Origin of the sequence: Sinomonas sp. G460-2 (assembly GCF_047759905.1) — a bacterium.
Lineage (GTDB): Bacteria > Actinomycetota > Actinomycetes > Actinomycetales > Micrococcaceae > Sinomonas.
In genome coordinates this window covers 1-16,006 of record NZ_JBKZWT010000020.1, presented here as the reverse complement: position 1 = coordinate 16,006, position 16,006 = coordinate 1, and the positions used below count along the sequence as shown (strand labels likewise).

Genomic DNA, 16,006 nt, shown 5'->3' with positions numbered 1-16,006 from the left:
CAGCCCATGTGTGCGGCGCTTGCAGCAGCATGACGCGACCGGCAGCTCGCGTGGGGCAGGATATAGCCCATGGGGTCCACCACCTTCGCCGACGTTCTCGACCGCCTGTACTACTCTGCCTCCAGCGAGCGGGACAAGGGCACCAAGTTCGAGCGGCTCGTCAAGCGTTACCTCGAGCTCGAGCCGAAGTACGCGGACCAGTTCTCCGACATCTGGCTCTGGAGCGAATGGCCGGGCCGCGACGGCCAGGTGGACACCGGGATCGACTTGGTCGCTCAGGACCGATACACGGGCGAGCTCACCGCCATCCAGGCCAAGTTCTACGACCCCCAGAGATCGCTGGAGAAGAAGCACATCGACTCCTTCTTCACCGCCGCCGGGAAGGTCGATTTCTCCCACGGCATCGTCGTCTCCACCACCGACAAATGGTCCAAGCACGCCGAACAAGCCTTAGAAGGGCAGTCGAAGGACATCCAGAGGATCCGCCTCCAGGACCTCGCGGACTCCACCATTGACTGGTCGGTGTTCGACGTCGACAAGCCCGAGGAGATGCGCAAGTCCCCGGCCAAGGAGCCGCGGAAGTATCAGCGCGAAGCCATCGCGAACGTCGTGCGCGGCTTCGAGTCCACCGACCGCGGAAAGCTGATCATGGCCTGCGGGACCGGGAAGACCTACACGTCGCTGAAGATCCTCGAAGAGATGGTGCCCATTGGCGGGACCGCGCTCTTCCTGGTGCCCTCGATCGCCCTGCTGCAGCAGACCCTGAACGAGTGGACGGCGCAGGCGCAGGTGCCGCTGCGGTCGTTGGCGGTGTGCTCGGACTCGAAGGTCGGCCGGAGCGACGAGGACCTCTCCGTCCACGACTTGGGCTTCCCGGCCTCGACCGACCCGCAGAAGCTGCTCGCCCGGGCCCGCATCTCAACCGGCCAGGACCACGTCACCGTGGTGTTCTCCACCTACCAGTCGATCGATGTCGTCGCCCAGGCGCAGAAGGGCGGCCTGCCAGAGTTCGACCTGGTCCTGTGCGATGAGGCGCACCGCACAACGGGCATCACCGAGCCCGGTACCGACGACTCGGCCTTCACCCGCGTGCACGACAACGGCTACCTCAAGGCCGCCAAACGGCTGTACATGACGGCGACACCGCGGATCTACATCCAGGAGTCCAAGGCCAAGGCCGCCGAGAACGACTTCCGGGTCTACTCGATGGACGACCCCGAGGCGTATGGGCCCGAGTTCCACCACCTCGGCTTCGGCAAGGCCGTCGAGATGGGGCACCTGTCCGACTACAAGGTGCTCGTGCTGGCCGTCGACGAGGAGGCGGTCTCCCGCTCCTTCCAGGACCTGCTCGCCGACGAGTCCCACGACCTCAGCCTCGACGACGCTGCACGGATCGTAGGCTGCTGGAACGGCCTGGCCAAGCGCGGGGTCAACGGCCAGCAGCTGGACATCACCGACCACGCCCCGATGCGGCGCGCGGTCGCGTTCGCAAGGAACATCAGGGAGTCCAAGAAGCTCGCCGAGGAGATCGAGCTCATCGGGACCCAGCTCGCCGTCAACGAGGACGACGCGCTGAGGATGGAGGCCGCCCACGTCGACGGGACCTTCAACGTCCTCGAGCGCCAGGCCAAGCTCGACTGGCTCAAAGCCGACACCGACGGGAGCGCAGGCGAAGGCAGCACCGTCAGGATCCTCTCCAACGCCCGCTGCCTCTCCGAGGGCGTCGACGTCCCCACCCTAGACGCAGTCCTGTTCCTGAACCCGCGCAACTCCCAGGTCGACGTCGTCCAGTCCGTCGGACGCGTGATGCGCAAGGCCGAGGGCAAGGAGTACGGCTACATCATCCTGCCCATCGCCGTGCCCTCCACCGAGGACCCAGAGTCAGCCCTGGACGACAACAAACGCTACAAGGTCGTCTGGGACGTCCTGCAGGCCCTACGCGCCCACGACGACCGGTTCGAGGCCATGGTCAACAAGATCGACCTCGACCCCAAGGCCAACAGGACCATCGACGTCATCGGAATCGGCGGCGGCCCCGGAGACGACACAGACGGCTCATCCCGCGGCGACTCCCGCCGGCCGGCCACCGAGCAGCCGGTCATGTTCCACCTCGCGAACGCCGACGAGTGGCGCAACGCCATCTTCGCCCGCATGGTCCGCAAGGTCGGGGACCGGCGCTACTGGGAGCAGTGGGCCGCTGATGTCAAGGACATCGCGGACCGGCACACGACCCGCATCCGCACCATCCTCGAAGGCCCCGACCCGCGGGCCCGAGAGGAATTCGCCGTGTTTCTGGACGGGCTGCGCGGGAACCTCAACGACTCGATCACCCAGTCGGACGCGATCGACATGCTCTCTCAGCACCTGATCACCAAGCCTGTGTTCGAGGCGCTCTTCGAGGGCTATTCCTTCGCCGCCCACAACCCCGTGTCGAAGGTCATGGACTCCATGCTCGAGGTGCTAGAGGGCTACAACCTCGGCTCCGAGACATCCTCCTTGGATGACTTCTACCGCTCCGTGCGGGTCCGTGCCGAGGGGATCGAGAATGCCGAGGGCAAGCAGAAGATCATCACCGAGCTCTACGAGCGCTTCTTCAAGCTCGCCTTCCCGCGCGCCGCCGAGTCCCTGGGTATCGTCTACACACCCACCGAGGTCGTGGACTTCATCATCCGCGCCGTCGACGATGTCCTGGTCGAGCACTTCGGCACCTCGCTCTCCGGCGAGGGCGTGCACATCCTCGACCCGTTCACCGGCACCGGCACCTTCATCGCGCGCCTCCTCCAGTCCGGCCGCATCCGGCCCGAGGACCTGCTGCGGAAGTACACGCGGGAGCTGCACGCCAACGAGATCCTCCTGCTTGCTTACTACATCGCCGCGATCAACATCGAGGCCACGTTCCACGGCCTCCACGACGAGGGCCGCGGGGAGTACGTCCCGTTCGAGGGGATCGTCCTCACCGACACCTTCCAGTCCTCCGAACACGGCGACGTCCTCGACGAGCATGTCTTCACCGCCAACAACGAGCGCGTCATCGCCCAGAACAAGCTCGACATCCGGGTCATCCTCGGCAACCCGCCCTACAGCGTCGGGCAGAGCAGCGGCAACGACAACAACGCCAACCTCAAGTACCCCACCCTCGACGCGTCCATCCGCGACACCTACGCAGCGCTGTCCACCGCCACCCTGAAGAACTCGCTCTACGACAGCTACATCCGTGCCATTAGATGGGCCTCCAACCGAGTTCTGAAGTCCAACGACGGGGGCGTCGTCGCCTACGTCTCCAACGGCGGCTATATCGACGGGAACACCGCCGATGGCCTGCGCAAGACCCTTTGCACCGAGTTCCATGAGATCTACGTCTACAACCTCCGCGGGAACGCAAATGGCTCTGGCGAGGCTCGCCGTCGTGAGAAGGACAATGTCTTCGGAGCTGGAACGCGTACCACTGTGGCAATCCTCATCCTCGTCAAGCGACCCGGCCCGGTAGCTGGCTGCCAGCTGAGGTATCGCGACATCGGCGACTACCTCGACCGCAAGACCAAGCTCTCGATCGTCGACGAGGCCGCCCTCGCAAGCCTCAACTGGCAGAACATCACCCCGAACGGGGACGGCGACTGGATCAACCCGCGAAACTCCATTTTCGGATCCTTCACTCCTATCGGATCGAAGGACCGCGAGCCCAGCATCTTCGCCCTCAACTCAGGCGGCCTCAAGACCAACCGCGACGCCTGGGTCTACAACACCTCCCAGGCTGAGCTCCGAGGCAACGTCGAGCGGATGGTGAACTTCTACAACGCCGAGGTGGATCGTTACCCCGGCATGGGGAACGTCGATTCATTCATCAACACGGACCCCTCCAGGTTCAGCTGGAACCGAGCAGATAGGGCCCGGGTTGCTAAAGGTGTCCGGTACTCGTTTGACCGGTCTGGCATGAGGGTGGGGCTCTATCGGCCGTTCAACAAGCAGCGTGCCTATTTCGACCCACGGCTAAACGATGCAGTTGGCAAGCTGCCAGACATTTTTCCCGATCTCGCGACCCAGAACCTAGGTGTCTACATCACATCGTCCGCAACCCACTACCCGACGTTCGAGGCACTCATGGTCGACGAGATACCTGACCTACACACTCTCGATTCCGGCCAGTTCTTCCCGCGGTACACCCATTCGACCCGGGCACAGGGTGACGACGACTTGTTTGGTGAGCTCGGGTCCTCGTTCGAAACACCGGAGCGGATCGACAACATCACCGACTGGGCTCTGAAGGACTACCGCGATACATACGGTCCAGAGGTCACCAAGGACGACATCTTCTTCTACGTCTACGGGCTCCTGCACTCTCCGGAGTACCGTGAGCGGTTCGCGGCCGATCTGAGGAAGATGCTGCCGCGAATCCCCAAGGTGCCCGGCGTCGACCGATTCCGGGTGTTCGCCGACGGGGGCCGGAGGCTCTCTGAGCTGCACATCGGGTACGAGGATGTCGAGCGCTACCCGCTCACGGAGCGCGAGACCGGCCTGGGGCTCGATGCCGATGCGTATGCGAAGTACGCCGTGACGAAGATGCGCTACGGCGGCAAGGCGGGCGCCTGGGACAAGAGCACGGTCGTCTACAACGGGCACATCACTGTTGAGGGCATCCCGTCCGAGGCGCACCGGTACATGCTCGGCTCCCGCTCCGCGGTGGACTGGATCCTGGAGCGGTACCAGGTGAAGACCGACAAGGCCTCCGGCATCGTGAACGACCCGAACGACTGGTCGAGAGAACACCACCAGCCTCGGTACATCATCGACCTGCTCGAGAAGATCGTGACGGTGAGCGTCGAGACCGTGGGGATCGTCGAAGGCCTGCCACCCCTGGACTGAACATCGCGGGGCGGGGAGCCACGCGGAGAATCATCGTTCAGCGGAGCGAACCGCCGCACGGGCACGCATCCGCCGCCGTGCCACGCGAACCAGCCATCCTGCGCCTGCCCCGGCCCAGAGGAGCCCGGTCACGGCGAGCAGCACAGGCATGGAGAAGATGACGACCCCGGCTCCGGCCGCGTCATCCTCGACGCCCCCGGGCTGAGGCTGCATCAGCATCGAGACGACGTAGCCGGCAAGCTGTGCCCAGGTGCCCAGGATGGCGGCGAACCAGACCCATCGGAGTTGAGTGGTTGCGCCGAACAGGAACCCGACGGCCGCCGTCGCGATGGCAAGACCGATGAGGATCGCAACAAGGATCCCGCCGGCATCGCGCGTGACGTCGCCGTTCGGATCACGGAGCGTGACCACGGCGATCGGGCCCCACACCAGGAGCGCCAGAGCCCACACAGGGCAGCCGACGAGGACCCACGTGGACGGTCGCCGCCATGTGTTCGTACTCCGCCAGGCGTGCCCGTCGAACCGCCACCGCCGGTCCGGGCTGAACGCCGGGACCCACCGGTAGCCGTCCCAGAACCATTCGAGGTCGCCTGAAAGCGGCATCTCTCGTCCAGCCTCCATGGTTCCCCCTTCGCCCCAGTTTGCCTGTCGGGCTTCACCGAGCCGATCTCGCCGCCATCGGGCGAGGGCGTCAGCTTCCAGAGTAGGACTGCCATCATCTCGGTGCACACGTTCGCTATGGCGCCGCTACTGCCCATGCCCGTGGTTTATCAGAAATGATAAAATAGTCGGTATGGCTGGCTTCGACGCATCACAGCACCCCCGCGGTGGCAATCCCGGCAACCGCGGGCAGTTCTCGGCTGCCCAGCACGCGGAGCCCCATGTCTCCCTCCGGGCTCGCGCAGACCTCCATCCGGACCTTGCCGAGGTCCTCGAATCCGCCGCCAAGCTGCAGCAGCTGGTGCCCGACGCGATACTCGTCGGGGGGAGCGCGGCGGCTCTGTATGCGGGGCACCGCGCGTCCTATGACCACGACCACGTGCTCGCCGGACTCCAGGAAAGCTTCGAGGTGGTCCTGGACGCGGTCGAATCCGACTACGGGTGGGCGACCAATCGGGTCACCCCGGGGAAGATCATCCTCGGGGAGCTGGGCGGGATCGAGACCGGGCTGAGGCAGCTGATCCGCCGACGGCCGCTCGAGGTCGCCGATGTGCAGCTCGCCTCGGGCGCCGTCGTGCGCGTCCCGACCAACGCCGAGACGCTCAGGATCAAGGCCTTCCTGATCACCAGGCGCAACCAGACCAGGGACTACCTGGACGTGGCGGCACTGGCCGACGGGATGGGAATCGACGAGGCCGCCCGGATCCTGGCCCGGATGGACGACTACTACGCCGACCAGAACGCCGACGGCACCGCGGTCACCACCCAGGTCGTGCGACAGCTGGCCAACCCGTCCCCGAAGGACTCCCGCACGACCCGGCAGCTGAACGCCTACAAGGGGCTCGCCGCCCGGTGGCACGACTGGGAGGCGACCGTCGCAGTCTGCCGCGCCATCGCGGCGGCCATCGTGGAAGGACCCGACGATGACCCTGACGTTCCGTAACCTCGACATCGACCCCTTGGACCCCGTCGAAACGTGGGGGTTCGAAGGGCTGCTCACGGCAGTCGAGCGGGGCGACTTCCGCGACTGGCGCCGCATCGCCCAGGCCCTGCGCCGGGACCCGCGCGGCAAAGTTGCCTCGGAGCTGCGCGAAGTCATCGACTCGGTCGAGAACCCCGCCATGGCCAACCTCTTCTCGGACGTCCTGCGGGACGCCATGGCGGGGCAGGAGGCCGAGGAGCGCCGTGCGGTTGTCCGGGATCTGCAGCGGGCCCTCGACGCGAGCGGGCTCACCCGCGCCCAGTTCGCATCCCGGCTCGGCACCTCGCAGTCCCGCCTGTCCACCTACCTCAGCGGCAAGGTCGTCCCGGCCGCCACGATCCTCGTCCGGGCACGCAGGCTCGCCGAAGCACGCGCCACGTCCTGAGGGCCGGTCGGCAAGCGGGACGCTGACAGCATGCTCTCCGGACGTCGCTCGCCGTCTCACGAACTCTACTTCTGGGAGAAGCCCGGAATTCCGGGCAAAACTGTCGGCACCGGCCCCTACTGTGTCTCGCAGAGCCTGTCTCACCGTGATGTCTCGAATCGCTTTAAGGACTCACGAGACGAGACAGCACGACGATGGGGAGTGGAGACATGAATCTCGGGTACGCCAGAATCTCGACCTCGGACCAGAAGGCCTCGATGCAGATCCAGGCGCTCATCCAGGCTGGGGTTGCGGAGGACAAGATCTTCGTCGACCAGATGTCCGGGGCCAAGGAAGCCAGGGAACGGCCGGCCATGGCTGAGCTGCTCAAGTACGCCCGCGAAGGCGACATCATCTACGTATGGCGGATCGACCGGCTCGGCAGGTCCCTGGTCGACGTCGTCAACACCGTCAACCAGATCCTCGCGAAGAAGATCAGCCTGTACTCGATCATGGACGGCGTCGACCCCTCCACCCCGCACGGCCGACTCCAGCTGGCACTCTTCGCATCCCTGGCCGAGTACGAGCGCGAGCTCATCAACGAGCGCGTCCGGGCCGGGGTGATGGCCGCCAAGGAACGCGGGGTGAAGTTCGGCAAGCAGCCGCCCAAGCAGGAGACGGTCGAGACCAAGGTACGGGTCGCCCGGAAGCTGATCACCGAGGACGGGATGACCGCCGTCGCAGCCGCCGAGGCGGTCGGCTGGTCCCGGGCCACCCTGTACCGCTACCTGAAGCAGTTCGGCGCCGACACCCCGCCGGAAGGGGCGGCCATCGCCCAGGCTCCGCGCGGCCGCTCCAGCTACGGCCACTCCAAGGTGTCACCGCCCCGACCATAAGCGGGGGGCCGCGAGCCTTCGAAGGACAGCACTGCTCGCATTGGCGGAACAAGCCTGGGCCTTCGCCCGGGCAGGTAATGCTGCTGGAGCCAACGAGTCCCCGGGTCGCCGTCCCGGAAGGCAAGATCGTCCACGGCTACGTCCTCAGCTCTAGCAACGTTGAAGGTCTTCGCATGCCGTTCGGTGTGCGTCCGCTCCGCTCTGCTCAGAAGTCGATACCGCTCAACAGCTTGATCAGCTTCCCTTGGTACTGGTCAAGTGAGGGCCCCGATGGCGACTGGAGGAAGGATACTCCAAAGAAGGCAGTGTCCTGGCCCTTCACGGAGTTGATGTAGATGGCGTACCCCGCCGAGGTTGCCGACGGCTCCGGGTCACCGGAAGGTTGGAGCGGCATGACGGAGAGCGCTGCCTGATCGCCGATGCCGCTGACCGCTTGGCCGTGAAGGTTGTGGGACTTGAACCCATCGACCCACTCCGGCGAGCCGTTCTTTCGGACCTCCACAAAGAACGACAACTGGAGGGGATAGGCCGTGCCGTACCCGCCAAAGATGTACTTGCAGTCCGTTGCGCTGAAGGTGTACCCCGGAACGGTCGCACCAAAGGCCTCCTGAACGGCTTCGATGCTGAAGTAGCCGCAGTTCGGGTCCGAAGCCCCTCGATTGAAATCAGGGCCCGAAGGCAGGACCGGAGCTACGGTGGCAGGGGGCCGGGTGCCGGTCGGGCTGGCAGCGGGCGGTGTTTCGGAGGAGACAGGACTCGGCGCCGGGCTCCCTCCGCTCTGGGCGGGCGGCTGGGCGCAGGCCGTCAGAATGAGAACCGCCGGGGCGACGGTTGCAACGAACTGTCGAAGATTCCGGGAGCAGCAAGCGCGCATGTTCTTATCCCTTGCCGGCTGCTGGTGCCGTCAACCGCAACCAGATCAGAGTTCCGCTTCCGTCCACGAGAAGCGTCACGCCGTCGTGCGTGCCAGTGATCGTCGAGCCCGACTCGTTCACTACCTGCCAGCCCTTGTCCTGCATCTGGCGCCGGTATGAGGCGAGCACAGCTTGGAGGCCTGTTCCGGTGGGATCGAGGCCGATCTGGCAGTTCGCTACAGCGCCGGTGATCTGTTCCCCGGCGCCCGACGCGTACGGCACGGGCGGGGTGAAGCTCCTGAGGACTTCGGCGCACTCAGGGGTGTTGAACACCCACGGCGGCAGGACGAGGGAGTCTGCCCGCTTCGCATTGACGCCGATCTCCCCGGCTATAGCAATGGCGGCTATTCCGCAGACGAGGATCGCCGCCCCTGCAATCAGCGCCCAGCGCGCGCGGTTCGCGGCCCAGACGCCGCCCCAGACCAGAGGAAGCGCGATGACCAGGGAGATCCATCCGAACGAGAGAGCTTGCAAGGCCCCCGATGTGAGACTTCCGTATATTTTCAGGAAGCTCCCGGCGAACCCCGCCGTTACACCCATCACGATAAGGGCGCCGACGAACAATCCGACCGTGACCGCACGCCGCGAGGCACCCGTGCGGAGAGTGCTGTGTTGGCTCATCTGCGTTGTCCTCTGATCGGTGGACTGGGGTTCAGAAGTCGATCCCGCGGACGAGGCTGATGAACTCGTCCCGGGTCTGCTCCAGCGATGGCCCCGTGGGGGAGATCAGGACCTCCACGGTGAAGGTGGCGAGGTTCTGTCCCCTGACCACCATGATGGACAGGATGGTGATCGGCACGTCTCCGGCCGGTCGGCCGGACTTCGGCCCGGCAGGCACCGAGCTTGTGAAGAGTACGGCCCTGTCTCCGACCCCGTCGATCCTCTGGCCGTGGGTGAAGGCACTGTCGGGAAGGGAGGCTGCGCCGCCCTTCTGGAATTCCGCGGTGAAGATCAGCGAGTCCGGTCCGGGCACGCCGGGGTCGCCGAAGGTGTACCGGCAGTCCACGGAATCGGAGGTGCTGTGCCCTTGAACCGTCGCGCCGAACGCGTGCTTGACGGCGTCGGCGCTCACGAGGGCGCAGAGGGGGTTGTCACCCGTGAGCGGGGCCCCTACGGGTGGTGCGGGCGGGACGCTGAGGGCGCTCCCGTTGCCCCAGCCCGCGTCGACGGCTGCCGCAGCGACGGCGTGGGCCATGGTGTTGCCGTCGGGTGCAGCGGACCCGGGGAGGAGGGGGCCGGGGGCCACATAGTGCAGTTGGAGTGTCTCGTCGCCGCGGACCGCCATGAGGACGGCGTTCGCCGACGTGTGCGGATCCCCTCCGCCGAAGTAGCCGGTCCACTGCAGGCACGCGAAGTCGCCGATTCCAGTTACCTGGGCGCAGTCCGGGGTCTTCTTCACCTGCGCGATGTCTTCTGCGGACGCCGGCGAAGCGAAGACGACGGTGAAGCCTGTCAGGCCGCTCCCCGTCTTGCTGGAGTAGGCGCACTCGTAGTCCCGGCTTCCGGGCGGCTTTGCGGGCATCTGCTGGCCGACCCGTGAAAGGCCGGGGCCGATCCGGGCGGCGACGATCCCCGGGGTGATCAGATCGCACGCCGGATTGCCGGAGCCTGACGATGACGACGACGGCGTGGGGCCACCATGGGCTGTTGGCTGGGCGCACCCGGCGAGAACGAGGGCGAGCGCGGCGACTGGCAGGAGGTTCTTTCGCGGGAACTGGGGGCGACGGGTGCGCATGTCCTCATCCTTCGGATGCGCTGACCGATGGGTTCGTGCCGGCCAAGCCGCAGCTTGTCGGGCTTTCTTCGTGAAGCTGCCCCAGTGGCCTCAATGTTACTACTCGCCAGTAGACGCCGACAGGAGACACCACGAGGAAAACGCGCTGCTGCTTGCCTGTTCCGGCGGGCCCCTGGGCATCTACATTGTTCCAATGATCGGGCTGCCGTCCGCAGGGAATGCATTGGTGCACGGCGTCTTCATGGGCCTGGGCATCGCGGCCGCCCTCGTGTTCTACGCCCGTGAGAAGCGGCGGCGCGGACTCGCCGACGCCCGGCTGTGGACCCTCGCCGGTTTCGCCCTCGCGTTCGGAGCCATCGGCTCCCGGTTCACCTGGGACTTCACCCGGCAGGAATCCATCGAGCAGTGGTGGGTCGACGGAGACCGCAGCATCCTCGCGGGGCTCGTGGGCGCATGGATCGGCGTCCACCTGGGAAAGCGGCTCACGGGCTACCGGGAGTCCACCGGCGACCTTTTCGCGCCCGCGGTCGCCCTCGCGATGGGCATCGGGAGGATCGGCTGCCTCCTCACCGAACTGCCCGGCACCCCGACCGGGGGAAGCTGGGGGATGGTCCTGACACCGGCCCAGGCGGCGCTGCTCGGCGGCCCCGCCGGCGTCGGGCTCCACCCGTCCTTTGCGTACGAGATCGTCTTCCACGCCGCCGCGTTCGCGATCATGGTCCGCTACCGCGACCGCGTGAGGCGCCCGGGGGACCTGTTCGTCTGCTACGTCGCCGCATACGCGCTCTTCCGCTTCGGCGTCGAATTCGTGCGCGGCAACGAAGAGCTCTGGCTCGGGATGAGCCGACCGCAATGGTTCCTGCTGGCCATGCTTCCCCTGCTTGCCTTCCGTGTGCGCAAGGTCTTCACCAGGGCGATGCCCGCCCGCGTGGAAGGAGAACCGGCATGAGCGACCATCCCCCGGGGCTCCCCCCGACACCACCCCGATCCGGTCCGAGGGCGAACCCTTCAAGGGCGGGGGCTCGATCCTTCTGGGCCTCGCAATCGGGGCGGTGCTGCTCGGACTGATCTTCCTGGTCGGCGGAATCCTCATCGGGCCGGCCATCTGGATCGCGGCTCTTGTGTATGTGGTCGGTGCCTGCGTCGTCACAGGCGTGAGACGCTGGACCCGGCTGGGCGGGGGGCTTCTCCTCGCAATCGGCCTCTGGATCCTGATCGGCGCTGGAGTCTGCGTCGCCCAGCTCGCGTCCGGGAGATCGGTGCTATGACCCGGCAGCTCCAGTCCTCGCTCACCGACGCCACAGACACGTCCGTCGACCGATGGGAAGGAGGGCCAGTGTGAGCGACGATCCGCCAGAGCCGATACCGCCCCCGTCGCGGGGCAAGTCCCTTGCGCGTCGGGTCGGAGGCTCGATCCTGCTCGGTCTGCTGGTCGGAGCCTTGGTGCAGGTGCTGATCTTCGCTGTCTCCTCGAGTCTGCCGTGGCAGTTGGTCCTGGTCGCGGTCCTTGCATACCTGGTCCTGGCCGGTGTCGCTATTGCCGCGAAGCGCGCCACCCGGTTCGGGGCCGGGCTGCTCTTCGCCCTGGGCCTGTGGGTCGTCATCCTCGCCGGGGTCTGCACCGGCACCCTGGGCCGGTACGGGGCCTGACATGCTATCCGGGAGGTCAAAACCATGAGCCCTTTGTCCGCCACCACGCGCCGGGCGCCGCTCGGCCCCGGCCAGCCTCTCCGGGGTGACCGGATACACCGGTACGTCACGGCGTTCTGCCCCCGCTGCCACGAGACGGACCCGCTGCTGGCGCAGGTGCGGCGCCTCTCCGGGGCCCTCCTGGTGCGGGACGGACGGGTGTGGCTCGAGCGCGGCTGCCCGGACCACGGCCTCGTCCGCACCCTGTACGACGAATCGCCCGAGATCCTGCGCTATCTCGAGAAGTGGCAGGCACCGACGAAGGCGCACGTCCCCGACGAGGAGGAGAACTACCGCCCGGTCCCGGAGGCGTACGCCTACGGGCTTCCCGCGATGCAGACCCAGCACACGTGCATCCTCCTGCAGGATGTCATCGAGCACTGCAATCTGCGCTGCCCGACCTGCTTCACGGCCTCCGGCCCGCAGCTGCACGGCGTGGCGCCGCTGGCCGAGGTGCTCGCGAACGTCGATGCCCGGCTTGCCCGCGAGAACGGGCGCCTCGACGTCCTCATGCTCTCCGGCGGCGAGCCGACGCTCTACCCCCATCTGGCCGAGCTCCTGGACGAGCTCGTCGCCCGGCCCATCGTGCGGATCATGGTCAACAGCAACGGCATGCTCATCGCCACCGACGACGAGCTGGTGGCCCTGCTGGAGAGGCACCGCGAACGGGTCGAGGTCTACCTCCAATACGACGGCCCGTCCAAGGAGACCTCGATCCACCACCGCGGGGGCGACCTGACCCGGTTCAAGGACGCCGCGATCTCCCGCCTGTCCGAGGCCGGGGTCTTCACGACCCTGACCATGACCGCGGCACTGGGCGTCAACGACGGCGAGATCGGCGCCGTCGTCCTCCGCGCCCTGGAGACCCCGTTCATGGGCGGAGTCGCGCTGCAGCCCGTGTTCGGCTCGGGGCGCGGGCACGGCATCGATCCCCTGGACCGGCTGACCCACACCGGCGTGCTTGCCCGGCTCGAGGAGCAGACCGGCGGGGTGGTCTCCTGGCACGACCTCACGGCGCTGCCCTGCTCGCACCCGCACTGCGCCTCGGTGGGCTACATGCTCAAGGACGACTCGGGCGTCTGGCGGTCCCTGACCGCCCTGATCGGGCACGACCGGCTCCTGGCCTGGCTGGAGCTCGACCCGGACAGCATCTCCAACCGGATCGCCGACAGCGCCATCCCGCTCAGCCTGCGCTCGATCATGAAATCGTCGCTGCTGGACCTGCTCAGCGAGCAGTCCTCGCTCTCGCACCCGAGCACAGCGGACCTGTGGAAGAACATCTGCACCCAGTGCGACCTCGGCATCGGCACCCTCGCCACCCTCGCGGCGGGCGCGCTCCCCGGCCAGCGGCAGCGCCTCCGCCGGCTCCTGGCCGAGCGCGTCACCCGCATCACGGTCAAGCCGTTCATGGACATCTCGACCATGATCGAGGAGCGCCTCCGGCAGTGCTGCGTCCACGTCGGGACCAAGAGCGAGGCGGGCAGGCACCAGTGCGCGCCCTTCTGCGCCGTCCAGGCCTGGCCCGCCCTGGCCAGACAGCGGATCAGCACCGCGACCGGCCTGCCCCTGCCTACACTGCGCGCCGGAGCGAGCAGCGCCCGGGGCGCTTCATGAGCGCCGATTCCGACGCCCGGCGGATCGCCGAAGGCCCCCCACCGTCCGAGCTCATCGGCGCCCCCAACGGCGGCGAGCCCGAGCCCGCGCCGCCGCCGGACCCGCCGTTCGATCCGCTGCGCCTGTGTATCTTCGCCACCATCGCCCTCCTGGGATGGCTGGCGGGCCCGCTCGCGCTCGTGGCCTTCTCCACGATCGGGTTCATCGGCTACGCGAAGGCCAGGCGGGCTGGCCTGACCACCTCGAAGTGCTTCCTGCGCGACACCAGGCTCGTGCTGCTCTACCTCGGCGCCCTCACCCTCGCGGGGCTCTGGGGAACGTATGCGCTCGCGGCGCGCCTCGCCGGCTACTGACCACTTCAGCAAAGGCTCCCCGGCCGCAGAGCCGAGGCCCATCACGAACCAAGGAGTCACCGATGACAGCAGGGGCCCCACGCCAAGGCAACACCGCCCAGACAGCGCTTGCCGAGCCCGTCCGACGCGTGGGAGGGCTGTGGATCACGGGCCTCGTGCTGGTCAACGTCGGCATCAATGCCGCGTTCTTCGGTCCGATCCAGGTGCTCATCCTCCAGCAGGCAGAGGCGTTAGATGCCAGCAGCAAGGAGGCCATCGTCGCCCTCGTCCAGGGAGCGGGCGCCGCCGTTGCCCTCGTGGCCAATCCGCTCTTCGGCGCGTTCTCCGACCGCACCTGGAGCCGGTTCGGCCGCCGTCGCCCATGGGTGCTCATCGGCGCGCTCGTGGCGACGGTCGCTCTCGTTACGCTTGCGGGCGCCCCGAACGTCGCCACGGCCACCCTGCTGTGGTGCCTCGTCCAGCTCGGCGCCAACGGTGCCTACGCGGCGATCACGGCCGCGATCCCGGACCGTGCGCCCGTCGAACAGCGCGGCAGCGTCGGCGGGCTCGCGGCGATGGGCCTGACTGTCGGGATCCTCCTCGGCGCGGTGATCGGCGCCGTCGTCTCCGGCAACTTCGCCCTCGGCTACCTGATCTGCGCCGCGGCCCTCGTCCTCGGGGTCGTCCTTTACCTCACGACCGCGGCGGACGACCCGCTACCGCGCGCCGCGGTCCCACCGTTCTCGCTCGGCCGCTTCCTGGCAGGGTTCTGGGTCAACCCGATCCGCTACCCGGACTTCGCCTGGGCCTGGATCACGCGCCTGCTGGTCTACGTGGGTAACCACATGGTCATCGTCTACCTGCTGTACTTCCTCAAGGAAGCGGTGAGACTCCAAGAGACCCAGGGGATCGACCCGGCGACGGGCGTGCTCATCCTCACCGGGTTGTTCGCGGTGTTCGTGATCGTCACCAGCATCATCGGCGGGAAGCTCTCCGACCGCATGGGCAAGCGCAAGCCGCTCGTGATCGCGTCCTCGGTCGTCATCGCGGTCGCGTCGCTCACGCTCGGGTTCTTCCCCGTGTGGCCTGGCGCGATCGTCGGCGCGTGCATCCTCGGGATCGGCTTCGGGACGTTCCTCGCCGTGGACTTCGCGCTCATCACCCAAGTGCTCCCCAAGGCCGCCGACCGCGGCAAGGACCTCGGCGTCATCAACATCGCCGCCTCGCTCCCGCAAGTTGTGGCTCCGCTCATCGCGGTCACGTTCGTCAAGCTCTTGGGCGGGTACGTCTCGCTGTACGTCGCCGCCGCCGTCGTCGGCCTCCTCGGCGCGGTCTTCGTCACTCGGATCCGTTCAGTCGCGTGACGCCCAACGCTGCTGCCCTCGTCCGCGCTGCACCGTCCGCCGCGGACTGCCTGGACTCCGGTCCGGGCCCGCGCGGATTCGACGCGGGAGCCCTCCACGCCGCCCGCTCGTCGAACGCGCCCTCGGTTCGGCAAGTTAAGCCCTTGTCCCGGCCCCGCGCCGCCGGTTGCAATGGACGCACGACGGCGACTCCCCGCCGTCGTGCGTGGAAGGAGCAGGCATGTTCACGAGCCCATTCCCTGATGTCGAGATCCCCGAGGCCACACTCTATGAGTACCTGTTCGGCGGCCTCGGCGCCGAGGACCTGGAGCGGGTCGCGCTCGTGGACGGCACCACGGGCGCCGAGACGACGTACCGTGCGCTGGTGGGGCGCATCGACGCCCTCGCTGGCTGGCTCGCGAGCCGAGAAGCCGGGCCCGGCACCACCGCGGGCCTGTTCTGCCCCAACACCCCGGCGTTCGCGATCGTCTTCCACGGCATCCTCCGCGCCGGTGCCGCCGTCACGACCGTCAACGCCCTCTACACCGCCGAGGAAGTAGGCAGCCAGCTCGCGGACGCCGGCGCCACCAGGCTCTTCACCATCTCCCCGTTCCTCG

General features: G+C 67.3%; 15 protein-coding genes. 11 read left to right on the top strand and 4 right to left on the bottom strand.

Translation table 11 applies throughout. From position 1 onward, the window contains the following. Positions 1-69: 69 nt before the first annotated feature. On the top strand, positions 70-4,860 hold the full coding sequence (locus tag ACLN58_RS04190; protein ID WP_415854026.1) for a DEAD/DEAH box helicase: 4,791 nt from the start codon (positions 70-72) through the stop codon (positions 4,858-4,860). A gap of 30 nt (positions 4,861-4,890) precedes the next feature. Here ACLN58_RS04190 and ACLN58_RS04185 read toward each other — a convergent pair whose 3' ends face one another. Next, positions 4,891-5,481, bottom strand: coding sequence for a hypothetical protein (locus ACLN58_RS04185; RefSeq protein WP_415854025.1), 591 nt, complete (start codon positions 5,479-5,481; stop codon positions 4,891-4,893). Positions 5,482-5,653: 172 nt separating this feature from the next. Between ACLN58_RS04185 and ACLN58_RS04180 the strand changes: the two genes are divergently transcribed. The 3 genes from ACLN58_RS04180 (at position 5,654) to ACLN58_RS04170 (ending at position 7,762) form a co-directional block, all read left to right on the top strand. Beyond that, a complete protein-coding gene (locus tag ACLN58_RS04180; protein WP_415854024.1) occupies positions 5,654-6,463 on the top strand; it encodes a hypothetical protein in 810 nt (269 codons plus the stop codon). Further along, entirely contained in the window at positions 6,444-6,887 is a 444-nt protein-coding gene (locus tag ACLN58_RS04175; protein ID WP_415854023.1) for a helix-turn-helix domain-containing protein, read from the top strand. Before ACLN58_RS04180 ends, ACLN58_RS04175 begins: the two co-directional genes overlap by 20 nt. Positions 6,888-7,096: 209 nt before the next feature. Further along, a complete protein-coding gene (locus tag ACLN58_RS04170) occupies positions 7,097-7,762 on the top strand; it encodes a recombinase family protein (protein WP_415854022.1) in 666 nt (221 codons plus the stop codon). 205 nt (positions 7,763-7,967) lie between these two features. On the opposite strand, the gene ACLN58_RS04165 is transcribed toward ACLN58_RS04170, so the two are convergent. The 3 genes from ACLN58_RS04165 to ACLN58_RS04155 are packed head-to-tail and all read right to left on the bottom strand — an operon-like array spanning position 7,968 to position 10,411. Next, the gene (locus ACLN58_RS04165; protein ID WP_415854021.1) at positions 7,968-8,636 is read right to left on the bottom strand and encodes a hypothetical protein; all 669 of its coding nucleotides are present in this window, start codon (positions 8,634-8,636) and stop codon (positions 7,968-7,970) included. Between the two features lie 4 nt (positions 8,637-8,640). Continuing rightward, positions 8,641-9,297 (bottom strand): hypothetical protein, encoded by a 657-nt coding sequence (locus ACLN58_RS04160; protein ID WP_415854020.1) that lies wholly within the window; start codon positions 9,295-9,297, stop codon positions 8,641-8,643. A 31-nt stretch (positions 9,298-9,328) separates the two neighbouring features. Beyond that, positions 9,329-10,411, bottom strand: a complete 1,083-nt coding sequence (locus tag ACLN58_RS04155; protein WP_415854019.1) for a hypothetical protein — start codon at positions 10,409-10,411, stop codon at positions 9,329-9,331. A gap of 193 nt (positions 10,412-10,604) precedes the next feature. Here ACLN58_RS04155 and ACLN58_RS04150 point away from each other — a divergent pair, with 193 nt between their 5' ends. The 7 genes from ACLN58_RS04150 to ACLN58_RS04120 form a co-directional block, all read left to right on the top strand. Then, positions 10,605-11,360, top strand: a complete 756-nt coding sequence (locus ACLN58_RS04150) for a prolipoprotein diacylglyceryl transferase (protein WP_415854018.1) — start codon at positions 10,605-10,607, stop codon at positions 11,358-11,360. A gap of 103 nt (positions 11,361-11,463) precedes the next feature. Beyond that, positions 11,464-11,679: a hypothetical protein gene (locus ACLN58_RS04145; protein ID WP_415854017.1), complete on the top strand. Its 216-nt coding sequence runs from the start codon at positions 11,464-11,466 to the stop codon at positions 11,677-11,679. Positions 11,680-11,749: 70 nt separating this feature from the next. Then, on the top strand, positions 11,750-12,061 hold the full coding sequence (locus ACLN58_RS04140) for a hypothetical protein (protein ID WP_415854016.1): 312 nt from the start codon (positions 11,750-11,752) through the stop codon (positions 12,059-12,061). A 24-nt stretch (positions 12,062-12,085) separates the two neighbouring features. Next, on the top strand, positions 12,086-13,714 hold the full coding sequence (locus ACLN58_RS04135; protein WP_415854015.1) for a radical SAM protein: 1,629 nt from the start codon (positions 12,086-12,088) through the stop codon (positions 13,712-13,714). Beyond that, positions 13,711-14,067 carry a hypothetical protein gene (locus tag ACLN58_RS04130; RefSeq protein WP_415854014.1) on the top strand — a complete coding sequence of 119 codons (357 nt, stop codon included), beginning with the start codon at positions 13,711-13,713 and terminating at the stop codon, positions 14,065-14,067. The genes ACLN58_RS04135 and ACLN58_RS04130 overlap by 4 nt, the downstream gene beginning before the upstream one ends. Before the next feature lie 62 nt (positions 14,068-14,129). After that, positions 14,130-15,410, top strand: a complete 1,281-nt coding sequence (locus tag ACLN58_RS04125) for an MFS transporter (RefSeq protein ID WP_415854013.1) — start codon at positions 14,130-14,132, stop codon at positions 15,408-15,410. Between the two features lie 220 nt (positions 15,411-15,630). After that, positions 15,631-16,006: AMP-binding protein (locus tag ACLN58_RS04120; RefSeq protein ID WP_415854012.1), on the top strand; the 376-nt coding region annotated here is incomplete at its 3' end.